Annotated in this window: 18 protein-coding genes, 1 tRNA gene and 1 pseudogene; 14 read left to right on the forward strand and 6 right to left on the reverse strand. The window is 58.0% G+C overall.

Annotated elements, in window-relative coordinates; all coding sequences use genetic code 11:
- Positions 1 to 85: 85 nt before the first annotated feature.
- The gene (gene gabP / locus LT42_RS18880; RefSeq protein ID WP_037016311.1) at positions 86 to 1,477 is read right to left on the reverse strand and encodes a GABA permease; all 1,392 of its coding nucleotides are present in this window, start codon (positions 1,475 to 1,477) and stop codon (positions 86 to 88) included.
- Between the two features lie 490 nt (positions 1,478 to 1,967).
- Between gabP and LT42_RS18885 the strand changes: the two genes are divergently transcribed.
- From LT42_RS18885 to LT42_RS18935, 12 genes are all read left to right on the forward strand, one after another.
- Positions 1,968 to 2,741, forward strand: coding sequence for an ABC transporter ATP-binding protein (locus LT42_RS18885; RefSeq protein WP_037016313.1), 774 nt, complete (start codon positions 1,968 to 1,970; stop codon positions 2,739 to 2,741).
- 13 nt (positions 2,742 to 2,754) lie between these two features.
- Positions 2,755 to 3,519 carry an ABC transporter substrate-binding protein gene (locus LT42_RS18890; protein WP_037016315.1) on the forward strand — a complete coding sequence of 255 codons (765 nt, stop codon included), beginning with the start codon at positions 2,755 to 2,757 and terminating at the stop codon, positions 3,517 to 3,519.
- A gap of 67 nt (positions 3,520 to 3,586) precedes the next feature.
- Positions 3,587 to 4,282 (forward strand): ABC transporter permease, encoded by a 696-nt coding sequence (locus LT42_RS18895; protein WP_037016317.1) that lies wholly within the window; start codon positions 3,587 to 3,589, stop codon positions 4,280 to 4,282.
- On the forward strand, positions 4,279 to 4,968 hold the full coding sequence (locus LT42_RS18900) for an ABC transporter permease (RefSeq protein WP_037016320.1): 690 nt from the start codon (positions 4,279 to 4,281) through the stop codon (positions 4,966 to 4,968). Before LT42_RS18895 ends, LT42_RS18900 begins: the two co-directional genes overlap by 4 nt.
- 151 nt (positions 4,969 to 5,119) lie before the next feature.
- Positions 5,120 to 6,337, forward strand: coding sequence for a methyltransferase (locus LT42_RS18905; RefSeq protein WP_037016323.1), 1,218 nt, complete (start codon positions 5,120 to 5,122; stop codon positions 6,335 to 6,337).
- A 283-nt stretch (positions 6,338 to 6,620) separates the two neighbouring features.
- Positions 6,621 to 6,696, forward strand: a tRNA-Thr gene (locus tag LT42_RS18910).
- A 151-nt stretch (positions 6,697 to 6,847) separates the two neighbouring features.
- Positions 6,848 to 7,351 (forward strand): hypothetical protein, encoded by a 504-nt coding sequence (locus LT42_RS18915; protein WP_037016326.1) that lies wholly within the window; start codon positions 6,848 to 6,850, stop codon positions 7,349 to 7,351.
- A complete protein-coding gene (locus LT42_RS18920) occupies positions 7,348 to 7,791 on the forward strand; it encodes a hypothetical protein (RefSeq protein WP_037016329.1) in 444 nt (147 codons plus the stop codon). The genes LT42_RS18915 and LT42_RS18920 overlap by 4 nt, the downstream gene beginning before the upstream one ends.
- Positions 7,792 to 9,009: 1,218 nt before the next feature.
- Complete coding sequence (locus LT42_RS26050; protein WP_162835411.1) at positions 9,010 to 9,168, forward strand: hypothetical protein; 159 nt, start codon at positions 9,010 to 9,012, stop codon at positions 9,166 to 9,168.
- Positions 9,165 to 9,371: a hypothetical protein gene (locus LT42_RS18925; protein WP_037016330.1), complete on the forward strand. Its 207-nt coding sequence runs from the start codon at positions 9,165 to 9,167 to the stop codon at positions 9,369 to 9,371. The genes LT42_RS26050 and LT42_RS18925 overlap by 4 nt, the downstream gene beginning before the upstream one ends.
- Before the next feature lie 18 nt (positions 9,372 to 9,389).
- Positions 9,390 to 10,223, forward strand: coding sequence for a phage antirepressor N-terminal domain-containing protein (locus tag LT42_RS18930; RefSeq protein WP_037016332.1), 834 nt, complete (start codon positions 9,390 to 9,392; stop codon positions 10,221 to 10,223).
- A 76-nt stretch (positions 10,224 to 10,299) separates the two neighbouring features.
- Positions 10,300 to 10,539, forward strand: coding sequence for a DUF7706 family protein (locus LT42_RS18935; RefSeq protein WP_208855912.1), 240 nt, complete (start codon positions 10,300 to 10,302; stop codon positions 10,537 to 10,539).
- A gap of 17 nt (positions 10,540 to 10,556) precedes the next feature.
- On the opposite strand, the gene LT42_RS18940 is transcribed toward LT42_RS18935, so the two are convergent.
- Entirely contained in the window at positions 10,557 to 10,898 is a 342-nt protein-coding gene (locus tag LT42_RS18940) for a LexA family protein (protein ID WP_037016335.1), read from the reverse strand.
- Positions 10,891 to 11,169 carry a hypothetical protein gene (locus LT42_RS18945; protein ID WP_052075332.1) on the reverse strand — a complete coding sequence of 93 codons (279 nt, stop codon included), beginning with the start codon at positions 11,167 to 11,169 and terminating at the stop codon, positions 10,891 to 10,893. Before LT42_RS18945 ends, LT42_RS18940 begins: the two co-directional genes overlap by 8 nt.
- Here LT42_RS18945 and LT42_RS25780 point away from each other — a divergent pair.
- Together LT42_RS25780 and LT42_RS18950 are read left to right on the forward strand one after the other, a co-directional pair.
- The gene (locus LT42_RS25780; RefSeq protein WP_152597699.1) at positions 11,168 to 11,434 is read left to right on the forward strand and encodes a hypothetical protein; all 267 of its coding nucleotides are present in this window, start codon (positions 11,168 to 11,170) and stop codon (positions 11,432 to 11,434) included. The genes LT42_RS18945 and LT42_RS25780 overlap by 2 nt on opposite strands.
- Positions 11,435 to 11,523: 89 nt before the next feature.
- Positions 11,524 to 12,204 carry a hypothetical protein gene (locus tag LT42_RS18950; RefSeq protein ID WP_052075333.1) on the forward strand — a complete coding sequence of 227 codons (681 nt, stop codon included), beginning with the start codon at positions 11,524 to 11,526 and terminating at the stop codon, positions 12,202 to 12,204.
- 54 nt (positions 12,205 to 12,258) lie between these two features.
- On the opposite strand, the gene LT42_RS18955 is transcribed toward LT42_RS18950, so the two are convergent.
- The 3 genes and pseudogenes from LT42_RS18955 to LT42_RS18965 form a co-directional block, all read right to left on the reverse strand.
- Positions 12,259 to 13,020 carry a DNA adenine methylase gene (locus LT42_RS18955; protein WP_037016338.1) on the reverse strand — a complete coding sequence of 254 codons (762 nt, stop codon included), beginning with the start codon at positions 13,018 to 13,020 and terminating at the stop codon, positions 12,259 to 12,261.
- Between the two features lie 12 nt (positions 13,021 to 13,032).
- Positions 13,033 to 14,103, reverse strand: coding sequence for a phage portal protein (locus tag LT42_RS18960; RefSeq protein ID WP_037016341.1), 1,071 nt, complete (start codon positions 14,101 to 14,103; stop codon positions 13,033 to 13,035).
- Positions 14,103 to 14,933 (reverse strand): annotated as a pseudogene (locus LT42_RS18965) (phage terminase large subunit family protein); the annotation flags it as partial. The gene LT42_RS18960 and the pseudogene LT42_RS18965, both read right to left, overlap by 1 nt.
- Positions 14,934 to 14,945 lie beyond the last annotated feature (12 nt).

Below are 14,945 nucleotides of genomic sequence, written 5' to 3' on the forward strand. Positions count from 1 at the left end.
GCCTGAACCGCAGAAACAAAAAAGCCGCCATCATCCCTGATCGCGGCTTCTCGACAGCAGTCATCCAAAGCGACTCAAAGACTCATCAATTCAACACGACCTTCCCTGCCTTGGCCGCCGTCTTGCGGCGATTCGACACGATCAAGCCCGCCGCAACCACCATGATGCTCAGCAGGCCGGTGGCGATGATTTCCATACGATGGCCTTCCTGGAACAGCATGATGGTCAACACCGCGACGATGAAGACGATCACCGCCCAGGTCAGACCCGGGAACAGCCACATGCGGAAGTCGATGGCTTGCCCTGACGCTTCACGCTTGCGACGCATGCGCAGCTGCGACACCGCGATGACCAGATACACCAGCAACGCGATTGCGCCGGAGCTCGCCAGCAGGAAGTCGAACACCGCAGCAGGTGCGACGTAGTTGGCGAACACCGCAGCGAAGGCGGCGCCGGTCGACAGCAGGACGGCCCAGTAAGGCGTGCCGGCTTTGGTGGTGCGCTGGGACACCGCAGGCGCATCGCCGCGCTTGCCGAGGGAGAAGAGCATGCGCGAGGCGGTGTAGAGCGCCGAGTTCAGGCAACTGGTCACCGCCACCAGCACGACGATGTCGACGATCAGCTTGGCGTTCGGAATGCCCATCAGGTCGAGCACAGTCTGATACGAACCCACCTCAGCCAGTCGGCTGTCATTCCAGGGCACCAGCGCGACGACGAGAAAGATCGACAACAGGTAAAACAGGCAAATCCGCCAGATCACCGAATTCGTGGCCTTGGTGATTTGCTCGCCCGGGTTTTTCGATTCCGCCGCCGCAATGGTGACAATCTCGGTTCCCATGAACGAGAACATGGTGGTCAGCATCGCTGCGAGCACCGCGCCCATGCCGTTGGGCAGGAAGCCTTGCGTGTCATACAGATGGCTGACGCCGCTGACCTGGCTGTTCGGCAGCAGACCGAACACTGCGGCCACGCCCAGCACCACAAAGCCGATAATCGCCAGCACCTTGATCAGCGCGAACCAGAACTCGAATTCGCCGTAATTCTTCACGCTGAACAGGTTGGTGGCCGTCAGCAATAAGGTAATGACCAGCGTGAACGCCCAGATGGCTACGTTCGGGAACCAGGCGTGCAGAATGGTCGCAGCGGCGTTGGCCTCCAGCGGAATCACCAACACCCAGAACCACCAGTACAACCAACCGATGGTGAAACCCGCCCAATGGCCGATTGCGCGATCGGCGTAGGTCGAAAAGGACCCGGTGTCCGGCGAGGCCACGGCCATTTCCGCCAGCATGCGCATCACTAACACCACCAGCGTACCCGCAGCGCCGTAGGCCAGCAGTACAGCCGGCCCCGCTTCAGCGATTGCATGGCCCGAGCCAACGAAAAGACCGGCGCCGATAACGCCTGCAATCGAGAGCATGGTGATGTGCCGCGGTTTTAGCCCTTGTTCAAGGTTTGAAGCGTTGGGTGTGCTCATGGAACCAACCTTAGAAGGATTTTTATACGGATCAGTACGTGCTGAAGCCCTTCGTAAAAAGAACACAACAGCGCTGTTATTTATTTTTTACGCAAGAATTACGCCAAAATGTTTCAGATACGACGTCGCAGGCGGATACGCCCGGTCTTACCGTCTTACGCAAGTTCCTGAATGCGCTAGCGATTTGCCGGCCCCGTAGGAAGCGTTACCTAGCGCAACAAGAAGAAGACGCTCAAGCGCACCGAAAATACACACTGCCTACAGGCCAGCACCAATTAAGTGCGCAAAAACGGGGCAAGCATCGACTGAGTGGCGGAAATACCCTTCCCCACGGCGGGTAAAGCTGGCACCATCGCGCCCTTTTTGCGCAACGGCACTCTGTGCCTGCGCCATCAAGCTCATCCTGAAGGCTGGCTACCCATGCCCGGGGCACCGCACCGTGGTGTCGCTGAATCAGCCCGATGAGCCCACCGAATTACGAGGACCGAACATGGCCCAGGCCACGCCTGCCCTGGAAATCCGCGATCTGCACAAACGCTACGGCGAGCTCGAAGTGCTTAAAGGCATCTCGTTGAGCGCGCAGGATGGCGCCGTGATTTCAATTCTGGGTTCTTCCGGCTCGGGCAAGTCGACGCTGCTGCGCTGCATCAACTTGCTGGAAAACCCGCACCAGGGGCAGATCCTGATTGCCGGCGAGGAACTGAAGCTCAAAGCCACCCGCAAGGGTGAACTGATTGCCGCAGACAACCGTCAGATCAACCGGCTGCGCAGCGACATCGGCTTCGTCTTTCAGAACTTCAACCTCTGGCCGCACATGACCGTCCTCGATAACATCACCGAGGCGCCAAGACGCGTGCTGGGGCAGAGCAAAGCAGAGGCCACCGAAGTCGCCGAAGCACTGCTGGCCAAAGTCGGTATCGCCGACAAGCGCCATGCTTACCCGGCGCAGCTGTCTGGCGGCCAGCAACAACGTGCCGCCATTGCACGCACGCTGGCCATGCAGCCCAAGGTCATTCTGTTCGACGAACCCACCTCTGCCCTCGACCCCGAGATGGTGCAAGAAGTGCTTAACGTCATTCGTGGTCTGGCCGAGGAAGGCCGGACCATGCTGATGGTGACCCACGAAATGAATTTTGCCCGGCAGGTCTCCAGCGACGTGGTTTTCCTGCATCAAGGGCTGATAGAAGAACAAGGCTCGCCGGAGCAGGTCTTCAACGACCCGCGCTCGGCGCGCTGCAAACAATTCATGTCCAGCAATCGCTAACGGAGCAACATCGATGCAGACCCTGCGAAACATTCTGTTGGCCGCTGCCGCCACATTGGCGATGGTCTCCAGCGCCTTTGCCGACGAGACCCTGAAAATGGGCATCGAAGGCGCCTATCCGCCGTTCAACAACAAGGACGCCAGCGGACAGGTGGTGGGCTTTGACGTGGAGATCGGCAACGCACTGTGCGCCAAGATGAAGGTGACCTGCGAAGTGGTGACATCGGACTGGGACGGCATCATTCCTGCCCTCAAAGCGCAGAAGTTCGATTTCCTGATCTCGTCGATGTCGATCACCGAAGAGCGCATGCAGGCCGTCGACTTCACCATTCCGTACTATTCCAACAAGCTGCAGTTCGTCGCACCAAAGAACACCAATCTCAGTGGCGACCTGGCCGCCATCAAGGAAACGTTGAAGGGCAAGACAATCGGCGCACAACGCGCGACGCTTTCCGGCTCGTGGCTGCAAGACAACTGGGGCGACGACGTGACCGTCAAACTGTACGACTCCCAGGAAAACGCCTTTCTCGACCTGGCTTCGGGCCGCCTCGACGCATTGCTCGGCGACAAATACGCAAGCTACGAGTGGTTGAAAAGCAAGGAAGGTCAGAGCTTCGAGTTCAAAGGTGATGCGCTTCCGGTTGACGACAAGATCGGCATCGCGGTGCGCAAGGACGACCCACTGCGCGACAAATTGAGCGAAGCCCTGAAAGAAATCATCGCCGACGGCACCTACAAGAAGATCAACGACAAGTACTTCCCGTTCAGCATCCTCTGACCTGCCTGACCCTCGCCGTTGCCTGCACCTGCAAGCAGCGGCGTCCGTCCTCTAGCCCAACGACGTTATGAACTTCGATCTCTATGGATTCGGCCCGGCCCTCGCCGCCGGCATGCTGATGACCCTTCAACTCGCGCTGTCGGCCCTGTGCCTCGGGCTTATCCTCGGCCTGCTTGGAGCGTTGGCAAAGACTTCGCCCAACCGGGCCCTGCAATGGCTCGGCGGCACGTATTCCACGCTGGTGCGTGGCATCCCCGAATTGCTGTGGGTCTTGCTGATCTACTTCGGGACGGTCAGCTCGATGCGGGCGATCGGCAAGCTGTTCGACATCCCGAACCTGTCGCTGAGCGCGTTTGCGGCGGGTGTCATCGCATTGGGCCTGTGCTTCGGCGCCTACGCCACCGAAGTGTTTCGCGGCGCCATGCTGTCAATTCCCAAAGGCCACCGCGAGGCCGGTCTGGCGCTGGGCATGTCACGCTCACGCATCTTCTTCAAACTGGTGATGCCGCAGATGTGGCGCATTGCGCTGCCCGGGTTGGGCAACCTCTTCATGATCCTGATGAAAGACACCGCACTGGTCTCGGTCATCGGACTTGAAGAAGTGATGCGCCACGCACAGATCGCGGTCACCTCCACGAAGCAGCCATTCACCTTCTATATGGTCGCTGCGCTGATGTACCTGTGCATGACCGCGCTGTCGATGATCGGCCTGGCATGGCTGGAAAAGCGCGCATCGGTCGGCTTTGCGAGGAGCGCGTCATGAGTTGGGAATTCGTCCTCAAATGGCTGCCGAAGCTGCTGCATGGCGCAACGGTGACGCTAGAGCTGGTCGCCGTCGCGGTGATCGCCGGGCTCATCCTCGCCATTCCGCTGGGCATCGCTCGCGCCTCGCGTAATGCCTACGTTCGGGCGCTGCCTTACGCCTACATTTTCTTTTTCCGCGGCACGCCGCTGCTGGTGCAGCTGTTTCTGGTCTATTACGGGCTGGCGCAGTTTGAGGTCATCACCAAAGGCCCGATGTGGCCGTATCTGCGCGACCCGTTCTTTTGCGCAGCCTTGACCATGACCCTGCACACCACCGCTTACATCGCAGAGATCCTGCGCGGCGCCATCCAGGCCGTACCGCCCGGGGAAATCGAAGCGGCCCGCGCATTGGGCATGTCCAAAGGCAAAGCGCTGCTGTACATCATCCTGCCCCGCGCAGCGCGCATCGGCCTGCCGGCCTACAGCAATGAAGTCATCCTGATGCTCAAGGCCAGCGCGCTGGCGAGCACCGTCACCCTGCTCGACATCACCGGCATGGCCCGCACCATCAACGCCAGAACCTACATGCCGGAACAAACCTTCCTCATCGCTGGGTTGATCTATCTGGTGATGTCGTTCGTGCTGGTGCAGGGCTTCAAACTGCTGGAGCGGTATCTGCGGGTGGACGCCAGCCAGGGGCGGTGAGGATCGCCGCCCCTGGAGAGGAAAAGGCCCATGTGGGAGCGAGCTTGCTCGCGACAGCGGCATTTCAGCCGCTAAATCGATGTGCCTGATAAACGCGCTCAGGCACTGATTCACCGTATGCTGCACCGCACAGCTCAATTGCCATAAACCAATGCCACTCACACCCGCGCAACTCCAGTCCCGATTCGCCGCGCTTGATGCATTCCTTCTGGAGCATCAAGCCCTGTGGCGCCCGCGCCCCTTTACCCTCCGTCACCTGCCGTGGGAGTCGCAGCACCCGGAGTTGTCCGCCTGGCTGCGGCAACGCTCGCTGGAAGAGGCAGAAGCTGCGCACAACCACCCCGAACTTCTCGATGCGCCTCAGCCCTTTGCTCAGCTGGCTTTACAGTCGAAGGCGTTGAGCGAAGTCGAGGCCCTGCGGCCCGTTACTCTGAAGGCGGTCTCATCCCGCATGAGCGTGGACGTGCCCGGCCGCAAGTGGCAACAGATCGAAGCCTTCGCCAGCAGCTTGAGCTTTCAACAACAGCCGACACACTGGCTGGACTGGTGCTCGGGCAAAGGCCACCTTGGTCGCCGTCTCGCCCACGGCGGCCAAGCGCTCACCCTGCTTGAATACGATGAACACCTGGTACAAGCGGGGCAGCACCTCAGCGACAAGCTGGGCATTCGCGCGAAGCATCAACATCAGGACGTCATGGCCGACGATGCAGCCGCGCAGCTTCAAACGCACCACACACCCGTCGCCCTGCACGCATGCGGCGACCTGCATGTGCGCCTCATGCACCTCGCCAGCGATGCCCGCTGCCAACAACTCGCCATCGCGCCGTGCTGCTACAACCGCATTGCCGGCGATCGCTATCTGCCGATCTCCGAACAGGCCAAGGCCTCCGCGCTCTCGCTGTCCCTCGACGACCTCGGCCTGCCCCTCAGCGAAACCGTCACAGCGGGCGCTCGCGTGCGCCGCCAGCGAGACACCTCCATGGCCCGCCGCTTGGGCTTCGACCTGCTACAACGTCAACTGCGCGGCACCGATGACTACCTGCCAACGCCCTCCCTGCCTAGCGCCTGGCTCGACAAACCGTTCGCCTCGTACTGCCGCGACCTCGCTGCTCTAAAAGGACTGCCCTCGCCCGGCCAGCAAGATTGGGCGGCGCTTGAAGCAGACGGTTGGACGCGTCTGGCCCAAGTGCGCAATCTGGAACTGCTGCGCAACCTCTTCCGACGGCCGCTGGAGCTGTGGCTCATCCTCGACCGAGCGCTTTACCTCGGGGAGCGGGGATACGACGTCCGAGTGGGTACGTTTTGCGACAGCCACATCACCCCGCGCAATTTGCTGATTATTGCCGAGCTAGGGTTAGGCGATTTTTAACGAGCAGCCTGTGGATAAGTCTGTTGACTAAATTTCCGGTAAGGCCCGTAAATCAGGCTTTGGCGGGGATGTAACCAATTGTTCATTTTTTGGCCAATGTAAAATTTGCGCAAAAACAGTAGCTTGCGAACGATTGAGAATAATTCCGGAAAATGACCGGTCGTCCGCTTCGCTTGGAGCGGATTGTGAATAACGGTAATCGCGTTAAGGCATAAGCGGCGCAAAAAAACTGAAATTAGGGCTTTACTCGGGAAATCAAATCCCTATAATCAGCGCCCACAACGCCGGTATAGCTCAGTTGGTAGAGCAACTGACTTGTAATCAGTAGGTCCCGGGTTCGACTCCTGGTGCCGGCACCATATAAAACAAAGGCTTGCAGCGATGCAGGCCTTTTGTTTATCCGCTACACGTAACAAGTGACGTAACAACGGAATGTGATCTGATACCACCGTGGGCGGCAGCAAGCTCATCGCGATTTTCTAACGCACCGTTAGACTCCAGGGATTGGCAATGAACCTGATGACCGACGCTCCAGAACCTACCGACAATGGTGTTATCGGGAATCAAACGGTCGGCTCTGTCGAAATCCCACCGGACGCGGGCCCTCCACTGACAGGGGAGCTTCTGCCGAACGCTTTCAGAGGATTGGCTACCGAAAACCCCAGAAATTTCGGTGGCGCCCAGAACGCTCGCATTTTTGACGCGTGGGTGAATGACCTCGTTAATGAAAGAGACCACGCAAAACTTCTAGCCAAAGAGAACCAATCCAAGCTTGATCAAGCATTGGCTGAGCTTCATGCAGAAAAAATCGAGATAGTCCGGCTTGAGGGGGGAATTGGTCATAATTTCAGGCTGGGTCTCGCCCAGCGAATGTGCACGTTCTTTAGCCCGTTCCTGTTTGGCATTGCCGTTGACGTTTACAAAACCTACCCCAGCCAGTCTTTTCTCATCTTCGTTTTTGCAGGAGGTTTGCTCTTGACGAACTTCATACCAAGTCGAGGAAAGCGCAGATGATCTTTGACGCCATAAATAGCCTCTATATCAATAATGTAATGGATCATGGGGTGGCTAACCTTGAGCGTATTACCATTTATGTGAGAGAGCATTGCGATCTTGGGGAATACTGCCTGTTTGTGGGAATGCCCACTATTGATGGGTCCGTTACACCGTTGAAGGACAACATGCTCTGGTTCGGCAATGGCTTCGTGAACCCGGGTGACTGGGTTTTTGTATACACCGCGAGTGGCATCACCACTGTCCATCCGAACGGGCTTCCGTCAGCCGGATCATCTATCCAACCGCGGTTGATCAGCCTTCACTGGGGCAAAGAACACACCGTCTTTCAGAACAGAGCGATGGTACCGATGCTGATTCGAATGAGCGGGTTGAGCGTGCCAGCGCCCCCTGAGCCCTCTTACCAAGGTGTGACTAGCCAACAACATTTACTCCTGTAATTTCGAGTAAAGGCTTCAGACACCCATGCTAGGTCCTCTGCATGTATTGAGAAGCAGATGACAGCTCTCGTGAGGGTGTCATCGGCTTTTTAGCTACTTGGGCGATGCACAGTTGGTGATTTCGTCGGAGGTATCCGAAGAGCCACGATCTTGAAGCATTAGATTAAGGCCGATGCAGGACAGTCATTGATTGCGGCTTTACGCGTGATGACACCAGATTGCGGATGCGAGCCTGGTGATGCTACTCACCTACGCCACACTTCATTTTATGTTGACCCATGGGAAACCGGTTAGAAAAGGCAGGTCTCTCCCTGTCTGCCTTGCACGCCACATACTCCAAGGGCTGTAACGAATCAGTGAAGGTTAGTTTTGTAGATAGGAGAAGTAAGAAACTAACCTTTTAGAACTGTTAGTTTTCTGAAATAAAATATCCTTTAAAATCAAAAGCCTAACCATCACCCCCCATCTTTCCTAACCCACTTCTAACCTCTAAGAAACAGCCTCTACCCCCCGTCGATACTGGGTTTCAGCCCGCTTGCTAATGTCTGAGAAAAAACTAACCCTTTTCCCGTGGCTCAACCTAGAAACGACCTCCTGATCTAGTGTTATAGGCGCGTTGCAAAAAGGGGGGGGCGTGCAGGGAACTGCAGGGTTTTTTCGTCTCCAGATCGCTCAGGAGAAGCCCGGGACGGGCCGCGTTGGAAGGGCTGCGGGGGCGTAGAAAACTAGACCTATTTAGCCCGCAGGCGTGGCGGGGGGACGACGGCGCGCGCCAGGTGAAGACGGTCCTGCCCTACCGGCGGTCGCACCAAAATGAGGCAAAAAAATGTCAGTCGGACGGCCTCACTAGCCTTTGTAGATCAGGTGTGAGCCAGGGTTGAATGGAGGGCGAGCCTGCCCCTGCTGGGCGAGAGTGTCGCGCCTTGTGTACGCGGATAGTTCTTGCAACGTATCACCCTCAAGTAATACATTACGGCCGTCGCTGCCAATTCAGCGACCGGGTTTGGCGACCCGAGCACGTTAGGCGCAACAGCGCCCCCTTTCACATCTGCAGGCGCTTTTTTTGTGCCCGCCGTTCTGTGTTATGGCGGCTGTGCGTGGGAGACCCTCGGGTCTGCCGGGTTCCTAACGTCCCGGTTCGCCAACCCGCGTACAGCTGCCACCCTTATCGTTTGGCGACGATCGGTAGCAGCTCCCCACTACGTTAGGAGCTCCACCATGACCGCTCTCATTCCGTCCAAAATCCGCGCACTTGCCCATCGCCGCATGGCTCTCGCCGCGCTGCACGCTGACTCCTCGCTGTCTACCCGCCTCAAGCGCTACAACCATCACATGCTCCAGGTGCGCGTTCTCGAAACACATGGCGGTGCCCAATGAGAAAGCCCTACGGCCTCACTGAAGACGATCTGTTCGATCTGGAACGGGCGCGGGACTCGCTTGCCTTGGTGCATGCACTTGCCCAACAGGCCGATCACCCTGGGCTGTACCAGCCGCAAATGCTGGCGGGCTTTCTCGACGGGATCTGCACTGATCTGAACCGCGTCATTCGCTCCGCTACCGGCAATCAGCGCCGCATCTGAGAAATGAGGGGACACAAAATGAATACCCAATTGATGCCCGTTCCATTCTACGGCGATACCGTGGTGCTGATACGCAAAGACGGCGAACCTTACGTAGCTATGAAGCCAGTCGTAGCCAATATGGGGCTGGACTGGAAAAGTCAGCACGCCAAGCTGGGCGAGAAATTCGGTTCAGTTATGGCGGAAATCACCACAACTGGCGTTGACGGTAAACAGTACGGAATGACCTGCCTGCCACTGCGCAAGCTCGCGGCCTGGCTCTACTCCATCAGCCCCAACAAAGTGGCGCCTGAGCTCCGCGACAAGATCGTCCAATACCAGGAAGAGTGCGATGAGGTGCTTTGGAACTACTGGAGCAAGGGCGTCGCCACTCGTCCTGGTGCGGTTACGATTGCTCAGCAGATCAGCATGTCCAAGCATCGCCTGGCTTTGATGAAAGAGCTAATGCGCAGCCGCAACAAAGTCATGCGGGAAGCGCTCGGCATCGAGATCACCCGTTTGTCGACCTCGATGGGGTTGGCGGTCCCCGATCTGGAGGGCCTCGGCCACGTCGAGCCTCCCCAGGCTGATGTCGTTGCCGAATTCTGGGCGGCGCTCCTGCAGCTCGACGCGAAGGGCGTGGCTTACAACCACTCGAAAAGACTCAATCTGATGGCCGTTAACATGCCGCACCTGGCCGAGCTATTCGCCCAACATGGCATACCGCTGGTGCTTGGCTCTGGCGTTACGACCGCGTTGAAAAACAGCGTAAACCCGCGATTCATCGACCTGAAGGCGGTGGACAGCGTAATCAGGAAGGTCACAGTGAAGTGCTGGCTGTTCGCTCAGCCGGACCTGATCAAAGCGGAGTAAATAAAAAGCCCTTACCGCCTTGGTAAGCAGGCGGTAAGGGTTTTAGGGTTCCGGCTTTATCACAGAGGAATCAAACATGAGCAGCAACTCCACACAGACCGGCGACGCCATTATGACCATCGCAACCGAGGCCGGTGTCGCCGAGGAGATCGCGCTTACTGAGGCTGAAGCTCTTGCGCTGGCCCAATTCGTCAGCCGTCAGGGCTGGGCAGAGTTTTCGGCAAGCGCTCCCGATGATACCGGGGCCTTTTTGGTGAAACAGTCCGTCGACAAACTCCAAGACCTGATGGCCCGCGCAGGCTTTTCGCCGCGCTGATCTGCCCAGCGAACAGGTCAGTTTCGGGCATGGTCCCTGAGACTGTGAGTCACGACCCCCCAAACCTCGAACTCGTCGTTTTCCATGATGTAGCGGCTTGGGTAACGGGGATTGGCTGACCTGAGAATCGGCGTTCCGCTGACTTCAAAGGAAAGCAATTTAACCATCGGCTCCCGATTCACCACGGCGATCACCACATGGCCCGCTCGCGGGTCGATCGCCTTGTCCACAATCAGAATGTCCCCGCTGTAGATCCCCACGCCTTGCATGCTGTCGCCATCCACCTTGACGAGATAGGTGCCGGCGGCTCGGATATTGAGCTGCTCATCCAGAGAGATTTTGACGTGATCGTCAATCATGTGAATCTTCCTTAATAGTGCCCGCCACGTCTGGAAGCCGATGACGCTCCTCAGTCATCAGCTGCTGCATCAAATGCAGGGCCGTCAGATCCCCACCGACCTCCTCGCGCCATGCCTTATGCGTGGCCTTATAAAGATGGTCGACCTTCGCAATCACCCGGCGGTAGCGCTCCACCTCCAGCACCAGGCGACGGCATTTAGCATGCTCCACCCAAATGCCCCGCAGCTCGGCTTGGGTTACTGGCTTGAAAGGAGGAAGTTCGGGAGGCATGGGTGTCGGCCAACACTGGATATACAAACAGTATGTTTGCATAGGTGAAATTCTGCGGATAGGACCGCCCGGCGCAAGCGGCGCCGATCGCAAGCGCGACCGCATCAACATCTACGCCAAATGCGCGGCCGTTTGGCGCCGTACAGAAGCCGCCCAGCGCTTCACCGGTGAATCCACCGACGAACTGCACACATATGCACCGTGTTCAGTTGACATAGTTATTATTCGTGGTCAAATGTGTTCACGTATTCCGCAATTAAAGTGATTGCGAAAGCTCCGGTGAATCGTCCGGTGACGGTCCGTCTAAAACGATCCAAGTGGCAGTGGGAATCACTGCAAGGGTAAAAGGCAGTCATGCCAAAGCTGATCGTAAAAAACGTCGAGATAACCAAACTGTTCGCCCACCTGATGCGTCCGGTGGAGAACACTCGTTTCTACGATTCTTTGGTGAACGCTGCCAACCGGACCGATATCAATGCCGAGGCTCAGTGGGTAATGACGCCTGGCTATAGATTGCTTCGGATTGATCATCGTGAGCGGCCTTCCAGCGATGAGTTCGAAATTGCGCTGGTCAACGATCTGCTTAAGTCGGTTGTGTACTACAACAAGGTGGTGATTGCGCCGATCAGTGACCTGAACTGTCGTCCGGCTACCCAGAATCTCGTGTGGCGCACCACAGACATTCGCCATTCGAATGTGATTCGGGAAGTTCCTCATAAGGTCTTCTTCAATTACATTCTGAGCCGGTATGACGTGATTTTGTCTGACAATCATCAGACAGGTGAAGGCAAGTTCTTCTGGCAACGCCAGATGTCCTACGCCTTGGCGCTGGGCCTCTACGTTTATTACTACCAGATGTTGAACGCGTCGCTTCTGCCCATCCCCAATCAGGATGCGCTAGATGGCTTGGCTGACCAGCTTTGGTCTGAGGACGATGGTCAGGAATACCACCTTGCGCTGATTTCCAGGATTGCGCTGCCAGCGGCATCGTCGATTAGCATTGGAAGCAGCTCGAGTCTGAAGGTCGTCAGGTGACGTGGATCTGGTCTTAAACAAAAAGCCCGCCTTGCGCGGGCTTTTTTGTGATCGCTACCAGTTGAAATAGACCAGCTCGTTGACCTCAATCCCGCCATTGCCGCCGACGGTGTGCCGGAACGGCACTTCTTTCAGCCTGAGCCCGGCGAACACCTCGCGGATGCGGGGATGATCCCCCACCGAGATCACCATTTTGCCGCGAATCGTTCGGGCCAGATCGGCCATGGCTTCGAACTGCTCAAAGCCGAAGTCTCCTACCTCGTAGCCGGCGGTGCCCCAATAAGGTGGGTCCAAGTAGAACAGCGTGTGATCGCGGTCATAGCGCCTGATGCACTCTTTCCAGTCGAGGTGCTCGACGGTCGTCCGTGCCAGGCGCAGATGGGCATCGCTCAATTTTTCTTCGATGCGCAGCAGGTTCAGCCTCGGGCCTGAAGTCGTACCCGTCCCGAACGCTCGGCTTTTCGCCCTGGCACCGAAACACAGGTTCTGCAGATAGAAGAACCGCGCCGCTCGCTGGATATCGGTGAGAGTCCGCGGGGCCTGCTCTTTGGCCCACTCGAACATGGTGCGGCTGACCAGGGCCCATTTGAACTGGCGCACGAACTCTTCCAAGTGATTCGCAACGACGCGATACAGATTCACCACATCGCCGTCAAAGTCGTTGATCACCTCTACCCGGCTAGGCTCTTTCATGAAGAACAGAGCCGCGCCGCCGCAAAAGGGCTCGACGTAGCAGTCGTGATCAGGGAACTCGGGGAGGATGTGTTTTGCCATGCGACGCTTGCCGCCCATCCACGGGAAAATCGGAGCAGACATGCTGGGTCCTTATTACGGATTGAGAAGAGAGTTATCAGCGACTGGTTCGAAAGGCCGGAAGCGCACCACCTCTTCGCCCAACCAATCGTTGATCTGTTGCAGGCGGGCCTGAACGGGTTCGAGCTCGTTCATGGCCCAGATCTGGGCGGCTTCCTTGATTGAGCCGAAGCCTCCAGCGTTCTGCGGGACGATGCCCATGAGTTGCGGCGGTATGCGCAGCGCGGCCAGCATGTCGTCGCGGCTGATGTTCTTGATCGAGGCGAACTCGTCCTTTGCCGCGACTTCGCTGACGGGAATCAGCTGAATGCCGTCCTTCTTGCCGCCAGGCGCATACATGAACAGATTGCGGAAGTTGCCCGGCCCTTTTGCAGCCTTCAGCGCGCTGCGCAGGGCCGCAACGTCTGTCTCGTTCTGGGCCGCGTCGGTCATGTACATGATGAAGCCGGCGTGACTGCCGTTGTCGTAGTACTTGCGTCGAAACAGAGTGGCGGACTCGTTCAGCAGCGCGCTTTGCAGCGCCGGGAGCCACTCTGGAAGGCCGTAGATTTCCTGATTGATATCAGCCTCGCGCTGATGAAAAACGGTCCCCTTCTTGAACTCGTGTTCATCGCTCCACCCACGAACCTGGTAATAGGTGTCCAGGGCAACGCCGCGCCGCATGTACATGCCCAAGGCAGGCTGCAAGCCGAGCGTGCTCCGCATCATGCTGTCGCGCTTTTCGAGATAGCCGTTGCCGCACCAGAGGAAGTCTAGGGCGAACTGTTCGAACGTCTGCCGTGTGAGGAGCTTGTGAGGGATGAAAGTGCGAGCCAGCATGTTCCTTTTGAAGTTCAGCCCCGACTGCAGGAAGACGCTGGCCCTGGACGACTTCGCAAGACCATCAAGGGACATGGGCGGCTCGTACCATCGCCCGTTGAGCCAGCACTCCAGGTAATCAAGTATTCCCCGCTCATCAAGCACGGGCGTGGGATCGCCGAAAGTGAACACCTCCATCTTGCCGCCGGCCGCAGGTAGCAGATCCCCCTCGATCGGGGGCTGGGTCACGGCGCTGGGTTGCGTGTTTCTGCTGCGTCGGTTGCTCATCAGTAAATCTCCATGAAGCCAGTATTCGTTGAGGTCTGGCCCTCAAGCGGTTCGTTCTGCAGTGCGTGGAAGAGCGCCCAGGCGAGATCCGCGTGTCCGGTCTCGTCGGTGCGGCCTGCGGTATAGGTGAATTGCCGGCCGCTAGCCGTGATGGTCTTGCGGATCGCCATCAACGACTGCGCCATGTCGGTCCAGCCGGCGTCGAATTCGAGGCGACCCTTGTGAATCACGTCGTATGCCTTAAGCACCAGGCGCGTCTTCACCTCGGGCGAGTAGCTGAACGTGGTGACGTTCGGAAAGAATTGGCGCACCAGCTGGGCCACGCCCGAGCCCATGCCGGTAATGTCGACGCCGATGTAGGTGACCCAGTACCGCAGCGTGACCTGCCGGATCGCTTCGGCCTGCGCCGCGAAATCCATTCCCCGGAACTGATGGCGCTCGAGCACGCGGAATTTACCGCCGGGCACAAGCGGCGGAGCAACAACGACCAGGCCGGAGCTGTCGCCTGTTTCCGCCGGGTCATAGCCCACCCACACCTGCCGATCGGCAAACGGCCGCGACGCGAATGGCTTGTAGTCCTCGGACCACTCGACCCAACTGTCGACCATGCACGGCTGCAGGACGTTGAGCGGGAAGATGCTGGCCCCATCGTCGACGAACTGACACATGAGCAGATTCGCGAACGCATCCGCGTTGTATTCGAGCCGCAGCTCTTCCAGGTCGAAGAGATCGCAGCCGCGCTGTTCGGCGTCCAGGATGGTGACGATCTGACGCCAGATCCGGTCCTCGCACAGCCTGCCCTGCTGCAGCGCGTCGTGGGAAACGTCCAGATTGAGGTCAGA

The sequence above is a fragment of the Pseudomonas lutea genome (assembly GCF_000759445.1).
GTDB lineage: Bacteria > Pseudomonadota > Gammaproteobacteria > Pseudomonadales > Pseudomonadaceae > Aquipseudomonas > Aquipseudomonas lutea.

What these genes read in the sequence shown, in the direction of transcription:
- LT42_RS18950 (WP_052075333.1), top strand. Translation starts at nt 11,524, where the DNA reads ATGCCAAAGCTGATCGTAAAAAACGTCGAGATAACCAAACTGTTCGCC.
- LT42_RS18900 (WP_037016320.1), top strand. Translation starts at nt 4,279, where the DNA reads ATGAGTTGGGAATTCGTCCTCAAATGGCTGCCGAAGCTGCTGCATGGC.
- LT42_RS25780 (WP_152597699.1), top strand. Translation starts at nt 11,168, where the DNA reads ATGGGTGTCGGCCAACACTGGATATACAAACAGTATGTTTGCATAGGT.
- LT42_RS18930 (WP_037016332.1), top strand. Translation starts at nt 9,390, where the DNA reads ATGAATACCCAATTGATGCCCGTTCCATTCTACGGCGATACCGTGGTG.
- gabP (WP_037016311.1), bottom strand. Translation starts at nt 1,477, where the DNA reads ATGAGCACACCCAACGCTTCAAACCTTGAACAAGGGCTAAAACCGCGG.
- LT42_RS26050 (WP_162835411.1), top strand. Translation starts at nt 9,010, where the DNA reads ATGACCGCTCTCATTCCGTCCAAAATCCGCGCACTTGCCCATCGCCGC.
- LT42_RS18895 (WP_037016317.1), top strand. Translation starts at nt 3,587, where the DNA reads ATGAACTTCGATCTCTATGGATTCGGCCCGGCCCTCGCCGCCGGCATG.
- LT42_RS18920 (WP_037016329.1), top strand. Translation starts at nt 7,348, where the DNA reads ATGATCTTTGACGCCATAAATAGCCTCTATATCAATAATGTAATGGAT.
- LT42_RS18885 (WP_037016313.1), top strand. Translation starts at nt 1,968, where the DNA reads ATGGCCCAGGCCACGCCTGCCCTGGAAATCCGCGATCTGCACAAACGC.
- LT42_RS18955 (WP_037016338.1), bottom strand. Translation starts at nt 13,020, where the DNA reads ATGTCTGCTCCGATTTTCCCGTGGATGGGCGGCAAGCGTCGCATGGCA.
- LT42_RS18940 (WP_037016335.1), bottom strand. Translation starts at nt 10,898, where the DNA reads ATGATTGACGATCACGTCAAAATCTCTCTGGATGAGCAGCTCAATATC.
- LT42_RS18915 (WP_037016326.1), top strand. Translation starts at nt 6,848, where the DNA reads ATGAACCTGATGACCGACGCTCCAGAACCTACCGACAATGGTGTTATC.
- LT42_RS18960 (WP_037016341.1), bottom strand. Translation starts at nt 14,103, where the DNA reads ATGAGCAACCGACGCAGCAGAAACACGCAACCCAGCGCCGTGACCCAG.
- LT42_RS18890 (WP_037016315.1), top strand. Translation starts at nt 2,755, where the DNA reads ATGCAGACCCTGCGAAACATTCTGTTGGCCGCTGCCGCCACATTGGCG.
- LT42_RS18945 (WP_052075332.1), bottom strand. Translation starts at nt 11,169, where the DNA reads ATGCCTCCCGAACTTCCTCCTTTCAAGCCAGTAACCCAAGCCGAGCTG.
- LT42_RS18935 (WP_208855912.1), top strand. Translation starts at nt 10,300, where the DNA reads ATGAGCAGCAACTCCACACAGACCGGCGACGCCATTATGACCATCGCA.
- LT42_RS18905 (WP_037016323.1), top strand. Translation starts at nt 5,120, where the DNA reads ATGCCACTCACACCCGCGCAACTCCAGTCCCGATTCGCCGCGCTTGAT.
- LT42_RS18925 (WP_037016330.1), top strand. Translation starts at nt 9,165, where the DNA reads ATGAGAAAGCCCTACGGCCTCACTGAAGACGATCTGTTCGATCTGGAA.